Source organism: Pedobacter sp. AK013 (genome assembly GCF_014205835.1).
In the GTDB taxonomy this organism is placed as follows: Bacteria; Bacteroidota; Bacteroidia; order Sphingobacteriales; family Sphingobacteriaceae; genus Pedobacter.
This window is the reverse complement of the sequence record NZ_JACHCQ010000028.1, coordinates 1,477-23,299: the sequence shown is the minus strand read 5'-3', so window position 1 is coordinate 23,299 and position 21,823 is coordinate 1,477. Positions and strand designations below refer to the sequence as shown.

The following is a 21,823-nucleotide window of genomic DNA, read 5'->3' as shown; positions in this document are numbered from 1 at the left end:
ATCTATTTGACTTCTTTTTTAGTAGATCTAAGATAAAACAATAATGATTTATATTCCTCATCAACCATTAAATGGATTGGAATGAAAAATGGCGAACGACTCAATAAATTTGTGATACTAATGTATTTATCATAAACTTTAAAGTTGGTAACGATCTCCCATTTGGCAAATGACCGATAGTTCTCAGTTATACCTTCAATTCCCTCATCAGTAATAATAATTTTTCGCGAGTTCGATTGACCAAATGCCAGATTTGAAGCACGTTTAACCTGATTCCAAAAGCTATGCCTGATTCTTAAAAATCTTATTATAAATAATAGCGAAAGCAGCATACATGCCACTAATATTTCCAAATCAATTTCCCTATCCAATCCCTCCGTTACCGGTGTATTGTTGATCATATTGTGGAAATAACCATAAAAAACAATACCTAAAACAAAAAATACCAACGAAATAATTAAAAATTTTCTTCCATGGGCGCGCCAAACCAATTGACTTGCTTCAAGCATATTTTGCTTAGCATTATTATCATCAATATTTATATTCATCGTAAATAAATTTGCTGGTAGGGATATCTTTATAACCTTATCGCCGATTTTCGCCAGATTAAAACTCCATTAAATATGCTTTTAAAAACCCGTTAATATCGCCATTTAAAACAGCATCGGGATTTGAAGTTTGATAATTGGTCCGATGATCTTTTACCCTTCTATCATCGAGTACATAACTTCTGATCTGCGAGCCCCACTCAATCTTCTTTTTCGATCCCTCTACCGCAGCAATTGCCTCATTACGTTTCCGCTCTTCAATTTCATATAATTGAGATTTTAATAAACGGATGGCATTTTCTTTATTCTGCAATTGCGACCGCGATTCCTGGTTTTTAATAATAATGCCCGATGGTTTGTGGTATAAACGTACTGCTGTTTCAACTTTGTTTACATTTTGTCCGCCTGCTCCACCAGCCCTGAATGTTTCGAATTCTATATCGGCAGGGTTAATATCAATCTGTATGGTATCATCAACCAAGGGGTAAACATAAACAGAAGCGAAAGATGTATGCCTGCGGGCATTAGAATCGAAGGGAGAAATCCGAACCAAACGATGCACCCCATTTTCGCCCTTCAGGTAACCGTAAGAAAAATCGCCATCAAACTGGAGTGTTACCGATTTTATGCCAGCAACCTCCCCTTCCTGGCTATCTTGTTCAGTGATTTTATAACCGTTCTTTTCACCCCACATCATATACATCCGCATTAACATATAAGCCCAGTCGCAGCTTTCAGTTCCACCGGCCCCTGCAGTAATCTGTAAAACAGCAGAAAGCTGATCTTCTTTGCTACGAAGCATATTTTTAAGTTCCAGTTCCTCTACTGCAGTTTTACTGATCTCGAACTGGTCTTGTAGCTCAGTTTCTGAAGCATCGCCCGATTGAAAAAATTCGAACATTACTGCAGCATCTTCAACCGCATTATTGGTTTGGTTAAAGCCATCCGTCCATTTTTTCTTTGAACTGATTTCGGCAAGAATTTTTTCTGCTTTTTTAGGGTCGTCCCAGAAATTGGGAGCCATTGTTAATTTTTCTTCTTCGCGGATGGCGTAAAGTAGCTCATCAACGTCAAAGATACCTCCTCAGCGACGTTACTCTGTCCCTTAAATCTTGAATTTGTTCTTTGGTCATGGCTACAAATATAGTAATAATGAGATACTATTGAGTGGACGACAACCAAAACCTTAACTGTCTTCATTTCTCAAGGGGGAGAAAATAACACTAATCTTTTTAACATGGAGAAATTAAAGGCATTAAGAAAGACTAGGCTAAAGCTGAGCTATTTGTATTTTAACATCTAGCTGCCGTAAATTAACTCATTTTGCAACTTAGCTGTTAAAACATGTTAAAATCAAAAAATGAACAATTAACTAACTATTTAATTGATTAATTTTCGAGAATATTTATCAGATCGACCGGAATTTTAAATGATATGCTATTACGAGTAGCGTAGTTCAAATCAATCTGTTTATATCCAAACTAATGTTAACATATTAACCAACACTAATGAAAATGCTCTTTTTTATTTTGGGGTATTTGTTTTTCTGTAATGCAACATTTGCACAAACAGGTAAAATAGATAGTTCTAAAATGGTTACGCTGCGTATTGATCCTCAAACTGCACGTGGTGCTACTGTTTCTCAGGTTTTTAGTGAAGTCGAATTTATCCCGCTCGAAACCACCAAAGAAAGTCTTTTTGGCAACATTAGCCAATTAAAGATCATTGATGATAATTACATTATTTATGATTATGATACTAAGTCGATTTTAATTTTTGCAAAAGATGGCAAATACAGATCAAAAATTAACGCAAATAGTATACCTCCAGAAAAAAACGAAAAAAACAAAGCAGAATTTTACGGTTTTACCATAGAAAAAGAAAACAATATTCCATATATCATCGTTTTTGCCCATCCACGTGTCTTTTATTTCGATTTAACAGGTAAACAGGTAAAAAAAATGTTAGCAAAAGATTATGCCAAACAAAATAATACCCGGGATTTAAAATTTACCAACCAGACCACCACTGTTAGACCAGATTTCCTGGTAAAAAAAGATAAGGATAGTACTTATTATGAATTGGGCATTATAAACAAGAATAAAGATTCGGTTGGGTACTTTCAATATAGCGTGAAAAGATACCAAACGGATGAATTTTGGGGATCTGGTGAACGTTTATACCAGTCTGGATTAGATAATATTTTTTATTTAAACTATTATTCCTACGACATTTTCAGGGCCAGTCCTGATCAACTTTCACTCGCCTACCATATTATATTTCCTGCGGTTAATTCTTTACCTAATGATTTTATGACCAATCCGGTTTATATCAAGAAACGTGGGGAGTATTTCAAAAACAATCCAAAGGTTTTTTATGGTTTAAGCAACACCTATTTAGTGGGCAATAACCTTTATCTCAAAATGCACAACTTCAGCTGGGACCGTAGTATGAAAAAGGCAGTTATTTACAATCTAAGATCCAGTGAGTTAACCTCTATACAAGATCTGGAACCAGATTCACTTTCGTCGTTTTTACCCGTGACAGATGACAATGGAGATTTTTATGATTTCGCTAACCGAGGCTTCCAATTATACGAAAACGGTTATTTATACACCAACTATTCTTCTTTGGCCATGTTCACTTTTAAAGAGCAAAGTGAAGGCAAAACAACTCAGTATCCGCCAGGCTTAGCGGCTTATTTTAAAACACAAAATAAAAAAAGCAATCCGGTCCTCATTAAACTTAAACCAAAACAAAACTAATTTATCTACCTAAATGCTCCACTTTAAACGCTACCTCATCGTATTTTCAATCTTATTCAGTTTTTATAACACAAAGGCACAACAAGCAAATCCAACGCAAATTGGTGCAGTAAAGGGGCTAATAAGAGATACAACGCACAACTACAACCTAAAATCGGCAACAGTTTCATTATTTAAAGGCGATAGCACTTTAGTTAGTTACCAATTGAGTAATAATTATGGCGAGTTTAGCTTTAAAAACTTACCCCTTAATGCTAAAATGTATATCGAAATAAGTCATGTGGGCTACCAACTACTTCGAAAAAGCTTCACCATTATTGACGCGAAAAGTACACTGGATTTAAAAACCTTGATTATTGCTACAAAAGACAACAATTTACAGGACGTAGAAATTAGAGTGGCACCCATTACCATGAATGGTGATACCTTAGAATTTAATGCTGCTGCTTTTAAACTGGATAGCAATGCTGTTGTGGAAGATCTTTTACGCAAAATACCCAATGTAACGCTATGGGGAGATGGACAGATTACAGTTAACGGCCGTGAAGTAAAAAGTTTACTGGTTAACGGAAAGCAGTTTTTTGGTGGTGATTTTAAAATGGCTACCCAGAACATTGCTAAAAATGCATTAGATAAAGTGCAGGTTTACCGGGAACGGAATGAGAGCAATCCCTTAGACAGTACCTTAACTGTGAATTTAAAACTAAAAAAAGGCAAAGACATTGGCTACTTTGGTAAAATTGGTGCAGGCTATGGTACAACCAAAAAATACGAATCAGATGCAAATTTTAATATGTTTTCGCCCAAAATGCAATTGGGCATTATAGGTGCGAGTAACAACATTAATAAAACAGCCAATAGCATAAGATCATTAACTGCAAACAGCACTTTTAGAGGCCTAAACACCAATGTAGAGTATCAGCCTGATTTTAGACAGAGCGGCATTAACCAATCTAACGTGGGTGGCTTAACCTTTAATTATAATTTTATCGAAAAGCCTGTTTATGATAAAAAAAGTACCCTTGGTGCCAACTACTTTTTGCAGAATAAAAATTTCGATAATTTAAGTGAGATACAAACTACCACCTCTATTAATTCAACCGAAAAAATATTTGAAAAAAACATCTCCAATAACAGTTCGGTATCAACTAATCAAAATTTCGATTCGAGTTTCGAATTCGCCAAAAAGAACCATCGTTTAAACATTAACCAATCAATTTCTTTAAATAATGGTACAACTGATAATGATATACAAAGAAGTGCCTATAACAGTCAAAATGTGTTAACCAGTACCAATAATACCAAAGGCCAAAATGATTTTAACAATAAGGGATTTAACCTGGCAATCAGGTATAACCTATCGCCCAATTATATTACTCAAAGAAAACATCGCTTCAATGGCTTTAACGCTAACTATATACTTTCTATAAACGATAACGATAGCCAAAGATCAGATTTAACATCATTTAGATCTTTTGTAAACACAGCATCAAATACCGATTATAATAGAAGATATAATACCCAAAGGCAAGCCTATAGCCAGACTTTACAGCTTGAAATACCCAATTTGAGATCTTTATTGTTTGGTTACAAAAGACTTGCTGGTTTCGATCTGACCATTAAAAACAATCTGCAGCTTAAAAATAACAAGGATAATAATCAGGTAGAGGATTTAAAAGGAAATATTTATGCTCCAAACACCTATCTGAGCAACAATACGAAAACCGATATTATTGATGAAACTCCGGGTTTAACCTTAAGTAAATCTTTCCGTAAGAGTTTATCAAACCGATTTGACAAGAATCTGAAGATAGAAGCTTCGGCAAAACAGCGCTTTATTTTTCAGAACAATAAATCAGACAGGGCCCTGCAAAACATTTATAGAACATATAATAGATTTGTACCAGAAGTTAGCATGGATTATAGCAATTACCAATATGGCGAATTCTATAGATCGATGACATTAGCCTATAAAACAAATATAGTAATCCCAAGTTTACAACAACTGGTTCCTTTAACAGATAGTACCAATTTATACAATCTGCAGATGGGCAATATCAAATTAAGGGAGGCTATAGACCGATCTATCAGTTTTAGCCTCAACCATTATGACCAAAAAAGCAAAAACACTTTAAATTACAACTTTAACTTGGCTGCAGGGATAGTTGATGATGGGATAGTTGATAGTATTTATATCGATAGCCAGAATAAACGCACCATTTATTTAACCAATGCAAATGGCAATAAATATCTTAATGCTAACGGCTCCTTAAAAAAGGCATTAAAACTGAAAACTTCGGAGCTCCAATTTAACCTAAGTGGTGGTATAAATATAGCCAAAAACGCAGGTTATTTAAATAGTGTATTTAGTTTTTCCAATACTTTAAACACGAATTCGCAGCTTAGTGTAAATTATACTTATAAAGATAAGCTTGCCACCGAAGTAGGGCAAGAATTTAATACTTATCGTTCAGAGCAGGAGGCTTTCAATACTAAATATAGCGGGATAAATTTAGCCAGCACGGTAAGTACCATTTATAACATCAGCAAAAAATTCACTTTAAGCAGCAATATTAGTTTTAATTCCAGCAAATCTAATAGCGCTGATAATATTAATTTTGCCATCTGGAATGCCAGCGCTACCTATCGGTTTTTGAAAGGGAACAACGCAGAGTTTAAATTCTCAGCTATGGATCTTCTTCACCAAAACACCAATATTATCAACTATGGCGGTGCAAATAGCTTTACTTTGGGTACGCAAAATGTATTACAGCAATATTTTATGGCCACTATCTCATACTACCCTAGGCAGTTTGGCAAAAGGCCAGTTAAGAAATAAGATGATTTAATAATCATCTTATTTCTTCATCGACATATAATCTAAAGTAAGATTGGAAAGTAATTTAACACCCAATACGAAGCCGCTTTCATCAAGATAAAAATCGGGGGTATGGTGCGAGGGCACTTTTAAAGGATCTTTACCCTTTGGCATTCCTCCTAAAAACACAAATAAGCCTGGTACCTTTTCCTGAAAGAAAGAGAAATCTTCTGCGCCAGTAACTGGTGGTTTTAATTTAACATGGTCCTTACCTGCTGTGGCTTCCATACTTGGCAACATCTTTTCGGTTAGCGCAATATTATTAAAGGTAACTGGATAATGGTTACTATAAGGGATTTTAACTTCTGCTGTAGCCCCACCTGCTTCGGCAGTTTTGGTAGCGATGGTTTTTATACGTTCGATAAACATGGCCTCATCTTCTTTACTAAAGTTACGTACGGTGCCCAACATTTCTACCTTTTCGGGAATAATGTTCGAGCGTACACCACCATTAATAGCACCAATGGTAACTACACCCGGGTTTTCAGTCACATTTAAATTTCTACTTACAATGGTTTGAAGGTTATTGATAATCTGAGCCGAAACCACCACCGGATCGATACTGCTCCATGGGTAAGCTCCATGTGCCTGTCGGCCGGTAACAGTAATTTTCATATCGTTTACAGCAGCCATTGTTCCGCCCGGACGGTAAGTTACATCGCCAACCTCGGTTTGAGAATTGATATGCAAGCCGAAAATTACATCGACTTTAGGGTTTTCGAGCACGCCTTCTTTAATCATTAATGCCGCGCCGCCTTCATCTCCGGCAGGTACACCCTCTTCAGCAGGTTGAAATATGAATTTGACCGTTCCTTGAATATCCTTTTGCATAGAAGCCAGCACTTCTGCCACACCCATTAAAATAGCCACGTGGCTATCGTGCCCACAGGCATGCATTACACCTACCTCTTGTCCGTTGTACTGTGTTTTCACTTTCGATGCAAATGGAACATCCACCCGCTCGGTAATCGGCAAACCATCCATATCTGCACGCAAAGCCACTACAGGTCCAGGCTTCCCTCCTTTTAGCACACCAACCACCCCTGTTTTAGCTACACCTGTTTTTACCTGTATACCCAACGATTCTAAGTGTTTTGCAATAATACCGGCCGTTCTTACTTCAGTATTTCCCAATTCAGGGTGTTCGTGAAAATCGCGTCTCCAGGTAATTACTTTTTGTTCTATAGCATCAGCTTTTTTCGAAACCAATGGTCTTAAATCTGATTTTTGCGCAAAAGAATTTAACGCCAATAGCGAAAAACCAATCAGGAATATTTTCTTCATAAATGAATGATTTAGTTTAGGAGCCCTAAGCTAAACAATTTTAAGGAGAGATGGAATTAAGCTAATAACTAACCACAATAGAAAGAGAATTCTCCCACACCATAGGTACTAGGCCATCTAAATGAACGTAGAGTTGTCAACTTTAACGGCATTTTGCTATTAAAAGTTGACAACTCTTCTTAAGTATATATTTTATAGGTAAATCTGAAGGAAATAACCCTAAAAATCAGTAAATATTAATTAAACATTCCTTTCAGCTTATCCATAATGCCGCCACCACCTGTTTGGCCAGGCTGTTGCGCTTGTCCGCCGCCACTAAACATCCCGATTATATCACCCACATCAAATTTACCGTCATCACCGCCCAAACTTCCCAAAACATCTTTGAGGTTAAAAGAGCTATCGTTCGGATCGTTTGTTTTTTGGGTAAACTTGGCAATCAAACCAGGAATAATGCTTGCAGCCAAAGACTTTGCCGTATCGGCATTAATGCCCAGGCCACTTAATTTATCTACAAAACTCCCTGAAGCCTGCTCGGCAACCTGAGTACCTTCTGCTTTATTGCCATTAAATATATCGGTTAATGCGCCAATATTACCTAATGATACCTGGTTTTTCAGCGTATCGAAAATAGAACCAGATGCAGCCTGTATTACGGCCTCATTTTGTTCGTTCGGAATAGCTGTATTGTTTACAACACTTTCCTGTACGTTTTCACGCACCATTTCATTTAAATTTTCTAACATGACGTAGAATTAAAGGTTAAAATAATTGATGTACTAACAGGGACGTTCTATTAAAGTTACAGTGTTTAATCGACATTAAAAATTCTTATTGATTTAGAACATTAAAAAGACCATTTTAAGTTTTTGCTTTATTACTTTTACAAAAAAACAAAGATTATGTTACCTAAAGTAAATTTCACAGAAACTGAGGCCTACAAGTATTTAGCCGATCATTTTATAGATATTAATCAAAAAAGCATTAAAGATCTTTTTGCTGAGGATGCAGATCGTTTCAATAAGTTTTCTGTTTTTTTTGAGGATATCTTACTAGATTACAGTAAAAACCGCATCAGCGATGAAACATTAGCACTATTAATTCAGTTGGCACGCGAGTGTAAATTAGATGAAGCAATAAAGTCGATGTACAATGGCGATAAAATTAATGAAACCGAAGACCGTTCGGTGCTTCATATTGCCTTACGTAATTTAAGCAATACCCCGATTTTAGTTGATGGTAAGGATGTAATGCCTGAAGTAAATGCAGTATTGACTAAAATGGAGAAATTTAGCAATAGCATCATCAGCGGCGAATGGAAAGGTTATACCGGCAAAGCTATTACAGATGTGGTCAATATCGGTATCGGCGGATCAGACTTAGGTCCGGTAATGGTTACCGAAGCTTTGAAACACTATAAAAACCATTTAAATATTCACTTCGTTTCGAATATCGATGGCACACACATCGCCGAAACATTAGCAGATTTAAATGCCGAAACAACATTATTCCTGGTAGCATCAAAAACTTTTACTACACAAGAAACGATGACGAATGCGCACTCTGCCCGTACATGGTTTTTAGAAAAAGGCGGTAAAGAAAGTGATATTGCTAAACACTTTGCAGCATTATCTACCAATGCGAAAGACGTTTCTGCTTTTGGTATCGACACCGAAAATATGTTTGAGTTTTGGGATTGGGTAGGTGGTCGTTACTCCTTATGGAGCGCAATCGGCTTATCTATCTCATTAAGTATAGGTTTCGACAATTTCAAACAACTATTGGCTGGTGCACACGCAACAGATAACCACTTTAAAACTGCCGAATTTGAAAGTAATCTGCCTGTAATTTTAGGTTTGTTAGGCATTTGGTATATCAATTTCTATAATGCAGAAACACAGGTTATTTTACCTTACGATCAATATTTGCACCGTTTTGCTGCTTATTTCCAACAGGGCGACATGGAAAGCAATGGTAAACATGTTGATAGAAACGGTAATGAGGTTGATTATGAAACCGGGCCAATTATCTGGGGCGAACCGGGTACAAATGGTCAACATGCCTTTTATCAATTAATTCATCAGGGTACCCGAATTATTCCTGCAGATTTTATTGCACCGGCACAGAGCTTAAATCCATTGGGCGATCATCATCCAATTTTACTGTCAAACTTCTTCGCACAAACAGAAGCTTTAATGAATGGTAAAACAGAAGAAGAAGTAATAGCCGAATTAAAGAAGGAAGGTAAATCTGATTCAGAAATTAAAAAAATTGCACCGTTTAAAGTATTCGAAGGCAATCGCCCGACTAACTCAATATTATTAAAAAAAGTAACCCCATATACTTTAGGCAGCTTAGTAGCCATTTACGAACATAAAATATTTGTTCAGGGAATTATCTGGAACATCTTTAGTTTCGACCAGTGGGGAGTAGAACTTGGCAAACAATTGGCCAAAAAGATTCTTCCGGAGCTGGCGGGCAACGAAAAAGTTTCGAGCCACGACAGTTCTACCAACGGTTTAATTAACCAATACAAGGCCTGGAGATAAAATATATTAAAAAAAGCGAGTGTAAATGCTCGCTTTTTTTATTTAAATCTCATATTTTAGGCCATTCTTATTATTGTTTCACGCTAGTGAAAAATCCAAATTAACTTATTAATGAAATAATTGCTCGCTTTCGCCTTTGATTATTTCTAATCATTAAAAACAAATTATCTATGAAAAAAAGAATTCTTTTTGCTTTGGCCATCTCCGGTCTGTGCTTAAGTGCTTCTGCCCAAAAAGTACAGTTTACCGAATTCGACCTGGACAATGGTCTCCATGTTATCCTCCACCAAGACAAAACTGCTCCCGTTGTTGCCGTTTCAGTAATGTACCATGTTGGCTCTAAAGACGAAGAAACTCAACGTACAGGCTTCGCCCACTTTTTCGAACATTTATTATTTGAAGGTTCTGAAAATATTAAAAAAGGAGAATTTATGAAGCTGGTGAGCAGTAATGGTGGACAAAACAATGCCAACACTTCCCAAGACCGTACTTTTTATTATGAACTTTTTCCATCAAACCAATTAGAACTCGGTTTATGGTTAGAAAGCGAAAGGATGTTGCATCCGGTAATTAACGAAAGTGGAGTAAAAACGCAAAATGAAGTAGTAAAAGAAGAAAAACGTTTACGCATAGACAACTCTCCGTATGGAAAATTTACCGAGAAAATTTTCGCTCACTTGTTTGATGGTCATCCATACCGTTGGCAACCCATAGGATCAATGGAGCACTTAGATGCTGCAAAACTGAACGAGTTTATTGCTTTCTTTAAAAAGTACTACGTACCCAATAATGCAGTTTTAACCATCGCCGGCGATTTAGATATAGAAAAGACTAAAGCTCTGGTAAAAGCTTACTTTGCCGAAGTGCCTAAAGGTGCACCAATTGTTCGTCAAGAATACAAATTACCAGAAATCACCAAAGAAATTATCGATACTGCTTACGACGCCAATATCCAGATCCCGGCTATTTTTGCAGCATACCGTGTACCGGGCATGAAGAGCAGAGAGAGCAAGGTTTTAGGGATGATCAGCTCTATTTTATCAGAAGGCGGAAGCTCGAGGTTAAGCACTAAAATGGTTGATCAAAAGAAGACAGCATTACAGGTTGCAGCTTTTAACTATTCGCTTGAAGATTACGGTGCTTATATCACCCTGGCCCTACCCAATAAAAATACTCCGCTTAACGATTTATTAAAAGATATTGACGAAGAAGTTTTACGTCTTCAAACCGATTTAATTAGCGAAAGCGACTATAAAAAACTGCAGAATAAATTCGAAAACAACTATGTGAGTGCAAACAGCAAAATGCTGGGTATTGCCGAAAACCTGGCAGATGGGTATACTTTTCATGATAAGGATACAAACGATATTAACAAGGAATTAGAGGTAATTAGATCCATTACCCGCGAAGAGATCAGAGATGTTGCCAAAAAATACCTGAACAAAAACCAAAGAGTTGTATTGTATTACTTACCTAAGAAATAAGCAGATCGCTTTTTCATTTTAATTATTAAAAACATGAAGAAATTATTTATTATAGCTGCAGTTTCCTTATTGGCTCAAGGTATTTCAGCGCAAACAATAGATCGAAGCCACAAACCAAAACCGGGTCCTGCACCTGTTATTACCGTTGGCGACCCTGTTATTTATAAACTAGCAAATGGCATAACTGTTTTGGTTGTCGAAAACCATAAACTACCAAAAGTATCAGCAAGTTATAGTATCGATGCAGGTCCTATTACCGAAGGTGCAAAAGCGGGCGTTGTTGGTTTGATGGGTAATATGCTGAACGAAGGAACCACAACAAAGACCAAAGCACAATTTGATGAGGCGGTAGATCAGTTGGGTGCCGATGTAGGTGCTGGGTCTTATGGTGGCAGTGCTTCTGCCTTAACCCGTTATTTTCCTCAGGCATTTGCTTTAATGGCCGAGAGTATCCGTAAACCTGCTTTTCCGGCAGAATCTTTTGAAAAACTAAAATCGCAAACCATTACGGGACTAAAATCTAACGAGAAAAGTGCAAAAGCCATTTCGGCACGTGTAGTAAATGCATTGGCTTATGGAAAAAATCATCCTTACGGAGAGTTTGAAACTGAGGCTTCTATTACAGGTATTACTTTAGACGATGTAAAAGCAGCTTATAAGAAATACATTACCCCATCAAGAGGTTATTTAACTTTTGTAGGCGATATTAAACCAGAAGTAGCAAAAGCTTTGGCAGAGAAGGCCTTTGGCGATTGGAAAGGAACGGCATTAACCTTGCCAGTACTTACTAAGGTTGCTAATCCTGCCAAAACAGAAGTTGATATTATTAATGTAAGCAATGCCGTTCAATCTGAAATTACGGTTGTGAACTTAATCGACCTGCCAATGAGCAGCCCTGATTATTTTCCAATATTATTGGCCAACCAGATTTTAGGAGGTGGTAGTGAATCGAGATTATTTGATAACCTTCGCGAGAAACATGGCTTTACTTATGGTGCATACTCAAGCACAGGCTCAGGCCGTTTCCAGTCTAAATTTTCTGCCAATGCAGCGGTTAGAAATGAGAAAGTTGATAGTGCAGTGGTAGAGTTTTTAAGAGAAATTAACACGATCCGTACCACAAAGGTAACTGCTGATGAATTACAGAATGCGAAAAATCTTTTCAACGGATCGTTTGCATTGGGCTTAGAAAATCCGGCCCGTACTGCAGGCTTCGCCAGTAATATCTTAATTAATAACTTACCGAAGGATTTTTACCGCACTTATTTACAAAAGATTAATGCCGTAACAACTGACGATATTTTAAGGGTAACTAAAAAATACTTTAATCACGATAATACGCGTATTGTAATTGTAGGCAAAACTGATGCATTTGCAGCAGGCTTAGCTAAAGCAGGTTTTAAAACACAGGTTTATGATAACTATGCAAATCCGGTTAAAGCAACCGAAACTGCTGCTGTACAAACAGCTGCACCTGCAGAAATTATCAAAAACTACATCAAAGCCATTGGTGGCGAAGAGGCTATTAAAAAAATTACTTCATTACAGCAAAATGGTGAAATGGAAATGCAAGGACAAAAGCTTGCTGTTACCATTAAAAACATGACGCCTAACTTAAGCAGCATGGAAATTTCTATGGGAGGCCAAACTGCCATGAAACAGGTTTATAATGGCAAAACAGGTTATACCTTGCAAATGGGCCAAAAAGCTGAATTAACTGGCGATGACTTGGCTGAAAAGAAAGATGATAGAGGCTATGGAGCTCAAGTGTATTATGCAACCGATGGAACGAAAATTGAGGCAGCCGGAACAGCAAAGGTGGGTACTGCTGATGCCTTTAAATTAAATATCACTTCTCCTTCGGGCAAAAAGAAAACTGAATATTACGACACCAAATCGGGCTTACTTTTAAAAGATGAGAGTACCACGACTAAAGGTGGGGCTGAAATAAGTCAATCTACTGAATATTCAAACTACAAGAAAGTTGGCGATATTTTATTTCCGTTTACTTTAACTCAATCGGTGGCAACCCCGCAGGGTTCTCAGGAGTTTTCAGTTGTAATTAAAGATATTAAAGTTAATCTGCCATTAAAGGCCGAAGATTTTAACTAGGTTTTAGATATAATCTATCTCAAAAGCCGTTCCGATTTTACATCGGAACGGCTTTTTTTATTTTTTTTATTGTAGGCAACCTTTACTGATAAAACTACGTAACGATTAAGATTTCAGTAGAAATTACATAACCATGGGGTTACAAAAACAGCCATGCTTTTAAATAAACATAAATTAAAAAAATCGATTATCGCAGCAAAAATTTCAATTGCACCGCAATCAGACATGAGGATATAGAAATGAATCTATCACCAATTTTAATCTTAATCAAATACCTATGAAAAAACAAAATTCAATTTTTTTATTAGCCGCTATTACCGCATTGCTTTTTGCCTGCACTAAAAAACAAGCAGAAGAATTAAAGCCAGAAACACCAACACCCAATGGCCCGACACCTGTAACCACGGCGAATGTAACCTACTCAAATTTTGCAGGGGCATTGTTTCAAACCAAATGTAACAGCTGTCACGGCCCTAATGGAGGAGTGAAAGTGGTATGGGCATTAAATGGTTTAGCTTCTATAAAAAATGATGCACGTGTAGCTAATTCTGTTCTGGTGACCAAAACAATGCCAAAAGGTGGATCACTAACCGTTAGCGAAAGAGAGTTATTACAAGCCTGGGTTGATAAAGGCATGCCAGAATAACCAATCGAAATTGACGCCGGTTTTATTAAGGACTTAAATACATTACAGATGCAAAAATTATTTTTCACACTAACAGCCCTATTTTTATGCACAGGCATAAAAGCCCAGATTTGGGTAAGTAAAAGCGTTAATTCTTCGTTTTTTTCTTCAACACCTGTAGAAGATATCGATGCACAGAGTAAAACAGGTGCTTCAGCGCTTAATACCAAAACCAACGATATCATTTTCAAAATCAACAATACTTCTTTTCAATTTAAGAAAAAACTGATGCAGGAGCATTTTAACGAAAATTATATAGAAAGTGATAAGTTCCCTACTTCTGATTTTAAAGGAAAAATTGTAGAACAGATCGATTTTTCTAAACCGGGTACTTATCCTGTTACGGTTAAGGGCAACCTGCAGATCCATGGCGTAACCAAAGAGTATACCACAAAAGGATCGTTGGTTATTACCGGCGATGAAGCTAAAGCCACTTCTACATTCAATGTAAAACTGGCCGATCATGATATCAAAATCCCAACGATCGTTTTTAAACAGATTGCAGAAACCATACAGGTAAAAATGACTGCTATTTATCAACCTAAAAAATAAAATTTCATGAAATATCATCTAAAATCTCTTTTATACCTATTTGTGATCTGTTTGCCGTATTTGGCATCCGCACAAGATTCGCTTGAGAACGCTTTGCAGCTACCCACAGAAAAAAAGAATGTACAGGCTACTTTTAAGGCTACCAAACTGATCAACATCCAAACCAATGAAACCATTTATAAAAATGAACTTGATTTTAGGGTCGATCACCGCTTTGGCGATATTGCAGGCAGCGCAGGTGGTACCAAAAACTTTTTTGGACTGGATCAGTCAACAGATATCCGTATTGGTTTTGAATACGGAATCAGTGATAGGCTTTCGGTAGGTTTATCAAGGGCAAAAGGAGCTGGTGTGGTAACACAGCTTTACGAGGGGAACTTAAAATATCGTTTACTGGAGCAAACAGCTGATGATAAAGTACCTGTTGCAGTAACTTTATTCGGTAGTACTACCCTTTCAGCAGCGAAAGCTTCAACAGACCCCACTGCGGCAAATGCATTCACCCAATTCCAAGACCGTTTGACCTATGTAGTACAAGCCGTAATTGCCCGTAAATTTAATTCAAACTTCTCGGTATTGTTAATGCCATCGTACGTACACCGCAACTTTACTGTTTTTGGCGATCAGAACGACATGCTCGCCCTGTCAGTTGGTGGTCGTATCAAAATTACCAAACGTATGGCTTTCGTGGCCGACTATACCATCCCGTTCAGGGATAAAAATAAAGAGGCTTATCTCGAAAGCACATTAGGGACACAGTATTATAAGACACTTGGTGCCGGACTGGAGTTTGAAACTGGTGGTCATATTTTCCACCTTAATTTCACCAACGCCACGGCTATACAGGAATCACAATTTATTACCGATACTAATACTTCCTGGCTTAAGGGACAATACCGTTGGGGCTTTAGTATTGCCCGAAGGTTCTCTTTCGATAAGAAGAAAGCAAAATAGATCAAAATCCCACCAATAAAAACTAAACCAATATGGAACGTAACGAATTTATCAAATCACTCGGACTAGGTGTCGCTATGGTTTGTACCGGAGCTTGCTTTTCTGCTTGCGGTAAAAAAAGTGATGCACCAGAACCCAGCAAACCAAACGGTGGCGGTGTTCCTTCCGGAACTACTGCTAGTGTAGATCTGAGCACACAATTACTAACAATTGGTGCATCTCTCACTGTAAACAGCATATTGTTTATCCGTACCGCAGCAGGAAATACCACTACCTCATTTGTGGCCACACAAGCGGTTTGCCCACACCAGGGCGGTGCATTAAGTTTCATCCAGCCCAGCAACTACATTCAATGTGGCTTACACAGTTCGAGGTATAGCACTTCGGGAAGCATTTTAGCCCAACCAAATGATGGTGGAACCACGAGTGCACTAAAAGTTTATCCGCTTACTGTTTCAGGAAATACACTGACTGCAACAGCTTAAGCTTTTGTTTTTAAGGGTAAAGCAGTATCGTAATTGGTACTGCTTTTTTATGATAATCATTAAACCGTTACATTTTGCCCTTTTACATCAAAGGCATCTCGTAAGCCTATCGCCAGTACATTAAAAGCATAAACGGTAAGCATAATAGCTAAACCAGGTAAAATGGCAAGATAAGCGGCATCCATAATGATGTAACCATAATGTTCTTTAATCATGCTCCCCCAACTTGGCATAGGGGGCTGAGCGCCGAAACCTAAAAAGCTCAAGCCCGTTTCTAATAAGATTGCCGATGCAAAATTAGATGATGCTACCACTAAAATTGGCCCTGCAATGTTCGGTAATATATGTTTGATAATAGTTCTGCTTGTACTAAAACCCAGGGCTCTTGCAGCCTCCACAAATTCGACTTCTTTTAAAGCCATTACCTGCCCACGCACCAATCTGGCAACATCTACCCAGGTAGATAAGCCTACCGCAATAAATATTTGCCAAAAACCTTTACCCAAAGCAAACGATATGGCAATAACGAGCAGTAGGGATGGTAGCGACCAAACAACATTCATAAACCAGCTAATTGTGGCATCTACACGCCCACCAAAATAACCAGCTATTGCACCTAAGCTTACGCCAATAAAAAGGGAGATCAGAACGGCCATTAAACCTACAGATAACGAAACTCTGATACCTAAAATTAACCGGCTCAATAAATCTCGCCCATAAATATCAGTTCCCAGCACATAGGTTTGTTTATAAATATTGTTTTTCTCGAAAAGAGTCTGCGGAGTGCCGGCTTTTGAAGGTAAAACACAACTGGGGCATAAATCTTTTAATCTGTATATTGTTTCTTTGGCCTTTTCGTCGTCACCAATATATTCTTGTACAAAAACTGACTGATCTTTGATCTTGTAAAAAGTTATCGGGATGCTTTTAAAAGTAGGTGTTTGCCCGTGGAGCATTCGCTCGAAAAAGTTAACTTTTTCTACATTAGGGTTCCGGTTGATGATTAAGAAAGTAAAAGTACTGCCAGGTTTCTTTTTGTTTAACTGGAGCGTTTGCACATTCGCATTTGGAGAATCATCAGGCATGATTAAATAACCCAAAATCCCCATCACCATCAAAAGTAAAATAAAGGCCAATCCACCGAAGGCAAATTTATTCCGCTTAAACTTTAACCATACTTTTTTCGATGGGCTACTATCCATTATCTAACCATTCTGCCTTTCCAATTGTATTTTCCACTGTTTCCAGCAATGCCGATGTACACCATATAAAGCACATGCAGCACATTTAAAACCGGTATTAAAACGAGTAAACTGCGTCTTTTTGCAAAGCCGGTTACATCCCATAAAAATAAGGTTTCTAAAACCATTTTAACCAATAGTTGGTAAAATGTGATGGTTAAAAAACCAGGGATAAAAAGTCCGGTGATAAAATTTGCAAGAATAGAAAGGTTAAAGATCCAAATCAATACCCCTAGCACAATAATAGCTTTGTTTTTATAACGGGTACTCTTCGAGGCCCAGCGTTTGCGCTGTTGTATAAATGCGCCTAAGGTTTCTTTTGCATGGGTGTACACAATGGCGTCTCTATTTTTGAGGAAACCGATCTGATCTGGATATTTGGCTGCAATTTTATGCAACAGTAGCTCATCATCACCCGATGCCAGATCATCTATTCCCTGGAAGCCACCCACCTCATAAAAAGTTGTTTTTTCGTAGGCCAGGTTTGCACCGTTACAAGTTGATGGTTGCCTGTTTCCAATGGTAGAAGCCCCTAAGCCAATGAGGTAAAGAAATTCTAAGGATTGCAATCTTTCAAAAAAGCTTTTCTCCTGAAAATAAGCCACGGGCGAAGAGATCATTTTATAGTTTTTCTGCTCGTATAGGCTTACAATGGTAGCCAACCAATTGAGGCCCATCCTGCAATCGGCATCAGTGGTAATAATCAGATCGCCAGAGCAGCTACCTATTGCTGTTTGAATAGCTTTCTTTTTATATGAATTTAAGGCCCTGTCTTCATTTAGTTTGATCAGTTTCACATTCTTATCCACATAACTCAATACAATTTCGCTGGTACGATCAGTAGAATGATCGTCAATAATAATAATCTCTGTTAAAGCCTTAGGATATTGCTGTGCAATCAGATCATCAATGGTTTTGGCGATATTCTCTTCCTCATCCCTTGCAGCAACAATAATAGAAACTTTAGTTTGGGGATCTGACTTTTGTGGCGTAAAATAGCGCAGATTATGCCACCCTCTGATAAAATTAAGCACCAAAAAACCATAAATTAAGGTTAAAGCAGCGGATATAAGACTAATTAGATTTAAGATTTCCAAAAAAATTGAGTTTAAAAACGAAATAAGTGCCTAATATAGCAGGAATTATAATATTTATGAGCCATATACTTGCGGTACATGCAATAACAGCCACGTGTTGATCGGTTACATGTTTAAATAATTCAACGGCAGTAACACTCCGTATACCAACATCAAAAAGATCTAAAGATGGCAATGCAGATTGAACCAAAAAGAGCAAACAGGTCATCATAATAATATCGGCATAATGCAAACCTGGTATCAACCAGATAAACAGAATGAAATATTGCGAACTAAATACCAGATAACGGGCAAAACAATAAGTGATGATTTTAAACAACTCTCTTTTTCGGTAACGACCTAAAATGTTGTAAAACTTTTTATATTTCCTGGTGAATTTAAAGGAGAGCAAAATGCCATTTAACCAACGGATGTTAAAATAAAACACCAGGAAAAACAAACAGAAAAATACAGCCAGAAACACCACTGCAATAAACAGCACATGATCGATGGGGATGAAACGGTAAACAAAAAAACAGGCTGCAATAGCACCAAAAACATTTGTTAATACCAACTGGCCAATACTGCCTACACTCATGGCTACAATACCCACAATCCTTCTTTTGGGTGAAAGGAAAAATACCCTCCCTCCATACTCTCCTAACCGGTTAGGCGTAAAAATAGCCAATGTTAGCCCGCAAAATACCGATTCGATAGCTCGATAAAAGCTGATAGGCTCGATGTGGCTCATTAAATATTTCCATTTTCCCGCCTCTAAAAACCAGTTTACAAACATCAATAATACCACGATGCCAATTACTGTAATAATTTCTATCTGAGGGATATCTTTTAGTAGTGTACTGAAATTATGAAGATTTTTATTCGCAACCAGCTTGTGGTAAATAAACCAAAAAGCAAATATTACAATTGCAGCTTTGATGATAAATGATAATATTTTTTTGTTCTTGCCCGTCAAGATTATCTTTTTAGTTTGCAAATATGCTTAATATTGCTGTAATGTTGAACGAAAAAAAGGAACGGGTTATTATGGGTATTGATCCAGGCACAGCGGTGATGGGTTATGGCGTAATTTTAGAGAAAGGAAATAAAACAGAGCTGATCAGCTTAGGGGTTGTAAAGATGACCCATTTAGATGATCCATTCCTTAAGCTCCAACGGATATTTGAAAAAACAGTGGTTCTGATCGATCAGTATAAACCAGATGTGCTGGCCATCGAAGCACCGTTTTATGGTAAAAATATTCAGGTTTTGTTAAAACTTGGCCGTGCGCAGGGTATTGCCATTGCAGCCGCACTGTCGAGAAATATCTCGGTTACCGAATATTCTCCACGTAAAATCAAACAATCGATTACCGGCAGTGGTAACGCCACCAAAGAACAAGTGGCAGCCATGTTGCAGCGCTTGTTAAATTTCAAGGAAACGCCAGAGTTTTTAGATGCAACTGACGGTTTAGCTGTTGCAGTTTGCCATTCCTTTCAGAAAATTACCACTGGAGGTAAATCTAAAACCTATTCGGGCTGGGAATCTTTCGTAAGCGATAACAAAACCAAGGTTAAAGGTTTAACAGTTAAAGCTAAGAAATAAATGGCCCGTGCGAACACGGACCATGGAGCGGTATTGAAATAGCTACTTATTGCCTTGTCTGATCAATCATATTTTTAGTCGCTTCATTCATTGCTAATTTATTCTTACGGATAAAATATTTTATTGTAAAGAAGATAGCAATACCAACCAATATTAACATCCACAAATTGGAAATTGCGATAATGATTTCTTTAAATATGGTCCAACCGTTTACAATACCCAGCCAAAGCCTGTTTATAAATGCCGGACGGTAGTCGTACAGATTGTCATTGGCAACAACCATGGTTTTAACCGTGTTATCCTGATAAAAATTAAGGGTGATGGTACTGAATTTTACACGGCTATCGATCTGCATATTCTCGATTTTCTTATCTACATAATCGTCTTTGATGTAAAGAGAAGATTCGACATTGGCACTTTTTTTCAAAGCTACTTTATTGATTTTTTCAATTGCATCAACTCTATTCTGAGCTTTCAGTTTATTGGCTAAATAAGTGATACTTTGATCGTCCATTTTCATCGATTGATGATCTACAAAGACAGCCATTTTTGCGATGGTATTGGTAAATTCATCCAGCTTCTCAGATGGAACCTTGGCCACCAGATAACCCTGTGTACGATAAGAGGTAATTTCTTTTAATGAATCAGTAGATTGTTTAATCTTATCGGTTTCCTGGATGGAGCTTTCGATTGAAAACTCAGCAACAGTTCCGCCCTCGGCTTTAATCGTTTTGCTAAGCTGCTCTTTGGTATTTTGAACATTCTTAACCCTAAAACGCATATCAGCGGTTTTGATAATCTTAGCCACGGCTGTACTATCTGTAGGTATTATTAATTCATTTGCGACGAGCGTTTCGGAGCTAGCATACTTATCATTCGATTTTTGGCAGCCAAAAATTGTTAAAACTATGGCTATAGCAATAATATTCCTTTTCATGATTGTGTGGTTCTAAATAAATAATCATTTTAAATATCTGCTTCAAATGGCCATTAGAAGTTTCGCGTTTTGGGTTGGTTTGTAACGCTCTTTTTCACTTAATACTACAAAGTGGTTTAGGTAACCCAAAAAACAAATTGTTTATATAGAGATGTTATATAGCCTACATTTCCATAAAGTAAAAATGCAAAAACAAAAATGCCGGTCAGAATATAAACCGATAGCCGCTTAGCTGTCGGGTTTAGGATAGAAAGGTTTGCCTAAGTAATTTAAACCTGACAGGAGCGGGCACCGAACGTAGGGAGGTAAAGCGGATGGCAGGGCTTTCGGAACCGACGTACACAGAACCCTATTTTTCAAAAAAAGAAGATTGCCTCTTCAACAACTGTTGTTACCCGAAGCCTATCTTATTTTTTGGAAAGCAAATACAGAAGCGGTTGGGTTATAGCATCCCCGCCATTTGCTTTTGCCCTGATGAAAAATCAGGGGCTGCCGCGGCTGTCGGGTTTAGGATAGAAAGGTCTGCCTAAGTAATTTAAACCAGACAGTAACGAGCAGCGAATGTTTGAGGCAAAGCGGATGGCAGGGCTTTCGGAACCGACGTACACAGAACCCTATTTTTCAAAAAAAGAAGATTGCCTCTTCAACAACTGTTGTTACCCGAAGCC

At 37.6% G+C, this 21,823-nt stretch carries 18 protein-coding genes; 10 read left to right on the top strand and 8 right to left on the bottom strand.

Translation table 11 applies throughout. The features are described from left to right. Positions 1-2: 2 nt before the first annotated feature. Positions 3-548: a hypothetical protein gene (locus tag HDC90_RS17930; protein ID WP_184468853.1), complete on the bottom strand. Its 546-nt coding sequence runs from the start codon at positions 546-548 to the stop codon at positions 3-5. A gap of 58 nt (positions 549-606) precedes the next feature. Continuing rightward, a protein-coding gene (prfB, locus tag HDC90_RS17925) for a peptide chain release factor 2 (protein WP_221451887.1) occupies positions 607-1,681 on the bottom strand; the annotation gives its coding sequence in 2 pieces (ribosomal slippage) (positions 607-1,620 and positions 1,622-1,681; 1,074 coding nt in all). A gap of 375 nt (positions 1,682-2,056) precedes the next feature. On the opposite strand from prfB, the gene HDC90_RS17920 reads away from it, so the two are divergent. Beyond that, on the top strand, positions 2,057-3,313 hold the full coding sequence (locus HDC90_RS17920) for a 6-bladed beta-propeller (protein WP_184468851.1): 1,257 nt from the start codon (positions 2,057-2,059) through the stop codon (positions 3,311-3,313). 13 nt (positions 3,314-3,326) lie between these two features. After that, on the top strand, positions 3,327-6,152 hold the full coding sequence (locus HDC90_RS17915; protein WP_184468850.1) for a TonB-dependent receptor: 2,826 nt from the start codon (positions 3,327-3,329) through the stop codon (positions 6,150-6,152). 18 nt (positions 6,153-6,170) lie between these two features. On the opposite strand, the gene HDC90_RS17910 is transcribed toward HDC90_RS17915, so the two are convergent. Together HDC90_RS17910 and HDC90_RS17905 are read right to left on the bottom strand one after the other, a co-directional pair. Next, the gene (locus tag HDC90_RS17910; RefSeq protein ID WP_184468847.1) at positions 6,171-7,475 is read right to left on the bottom strand and encodes an amidohydrolase; all 1,305 of its coding nucleotides are present in this window, start codon (positions 7,473-7,475) and stop codon (positions 6,171-6,173) included. Positions 7,476-7,711: 236 nt separating this feature from the next. Beyond that, positions 7,712-8,221: a hypothetical protein gene (locus tag HDC90_RS17905; RefSeq protein ID WP_184468846.1), complete on the bottom strand. Its 510-nt coding sequence runs from the start codon at positions 8,219-8,221 to the stop codon at positions 7,712-7,714. 156 nt (positions 8,222-8,377) lie between these two features. On the opposite strand from HDC90_RS17905, the gene pgi reads away from it, so the two are divergent. The 7 genes from pgi to HDC90_RS17870 all read left to right on the top strand — a co-directional run bounded on the left by pgi (position 8,378) and on the right by HDC90_RS17870 (position 16,296). Then, complete coding sequence (pgi, locus tag HDC90_RS17900) at positions 8,378-10,024, top strand: glucose-6-phosphate isomerase (RefSeq protein ID WP_184468844.1); 1,647 nt, start codon at positions 8,378-8,380, stop codon at positions 10,022-10,024. 170 nt (positions 10,025-10,194) lie between these two features. Next, complete coding sequence (locus HDC90_RS17895; RefSeq protein WP_184468842.1) at positions 10,195-11,508, top strand: pitrilysin family protein; 1,314 nt, start codon at positions 10,195-10,197, stop codon at positions 11,506-11,508. A gap of 33 nt (positions 11,509-11,541) precedes the next feature. Further along, positions 11,542-13,620: an insulinase family protein gene (locus HDC90_RS17890; RefSeq protein ID WP_184468840.1), complete on the top strand. Its 2,079-nt coding sequence runs from the start codon at positions 11,542-11,544 to the stop codon at positions 13,618-13,620. Positions 13,621-13,897: 277 nt separating this feature from the next. Continuing rightward, positions 13,898-14,266: a hypothetical protein gene (locus HDC90_RS17885; RefSeq protein ID WP_184468838.1), complete on the top strand. Its 369-nt coding sequence runs from the start codon at positions 13,898-13,900 to the stop codon at positions 14,264-14,266. A 48-nt stretch (positions 14,267-14,314) separates the two neighbouring features. Further along, on the top strand, positions 14,315-14,857 hold the full coding sequence (locus HDC90_RS17880) for a YceI family protein (RefSeq protein WP_184468836.1): 543 nt from the start codon (positions 14,315-14,317) through the stop codon (positions 14,855-14,857). A gap of 6 nt (positions 14,858-14,863) precedes the next feature. After that, on the top strand, positions 14,864-15,811 hold the full coding sequence (locus HDC90_RS17875; protein WP_184468834.1) for a DUF5777 family beta-barrel protein: 948 nt from the start codon (positions 14,864-14,866) through the stop codon (positions 15,809-15,811). Between the two features lie 32 nt (positions 15,812-15,843). After that, positions 15,844-16,296, top strand: coding sequence for a ubiquinol-cytochrome c reductase iron-sulfur subunit (locus HDC90_RS17870; RefSeq protein WP_184468832.1), 453 nt, complete (start codon positions 15,844-15,846; stop codon positions 16,294-16,296). Positions 16,297-16,355: 59 nt separating this feature from the next. Here HDC90_RS17870 and HDC90_RS17865 read toward each other — a convergent pair whose 3' ends face one another. Genes HDC90_RS17865 through HDC90_RS17855 form a run of 3 tightly spaced genes read right to left on the bottom strand, consistent with a single transcriptional unit; the run spans position 16,356 to position 19,589 of the window. Continuing rightward, positions 16,356-17,498: an ABC transporter permease gene (locus tag HDC90_RS17865; protein WP_184468830.1), complete on the bottom strand. Its 1,143-nt coding sequence runs from the start codon at positions 17,496-17,498 to the stop codon at positions 16,356-16,358. Next, the gene (locus tag HDC90_RS17860) at positions 17,498-18,634 is read right to left on the bottom strand and encodes a glycosyltransferase (protein WP_184468828.1); all 1,137 of its coding nucleotides are present in this window, start codon (positions 18,632-18,634) and stop codon (positions 17,498-17,500) included. Before HDC90_RS17860 ends, HDC90_RS17865 begins: the two co-directional genes overlap by 1 nt. Beyond that, positions 18,612-19,589, bottom strand: coding sequence for a lysylphosphatidylglycerol synthase domain-containing protein (locus HDC90_RS17855; protein WP_184468826.1), 978 nt, complete (start codon positions 19,587-19,589; stop codon positions 18,612-18,614). Before HDC90_RS17855 ends, HDC90_RS17860 begins: the two co-directional genes overlap by 23 nt. Positions 19,590-19,630: 41 nt before the next feature. Between HDC90_RS17855 and ruvC the strand changes: the two genes are divergently transcribed. After that, the gene (gene ruvC, locus HDC90_RS17850) at positions 19,631-20,218 is read left to right on the top strand and encodes a crossover junction endodeoxyribonuclease RuvC (protein WP_184468824.1); all 588 of its coding nucleotides are present in this window, start codon (positions 19,631-19,633) and stop codon (positions 20,216-20,218) included. A 46-nt stretch (positions 20,219-20,264) separates the two neighbouring features. Here the strand turns inward: ruvC and HDC90_RS17845 are convergent, their stop codons facing one another. After that, positions 20,265-21,155: a DUF4349 domain-containing protein gene (locus tag HDC90_RS17845; protein ID WP_184468821.1), complete on the bottom strand. Its 891-nt coding sequence runs from the start codon at positions 21,153-21,155 to the stop codon at positions 20,265-20,267. Between the last annotated feature and the right edge of the window lie 668 nt (positions 21,156-21,823).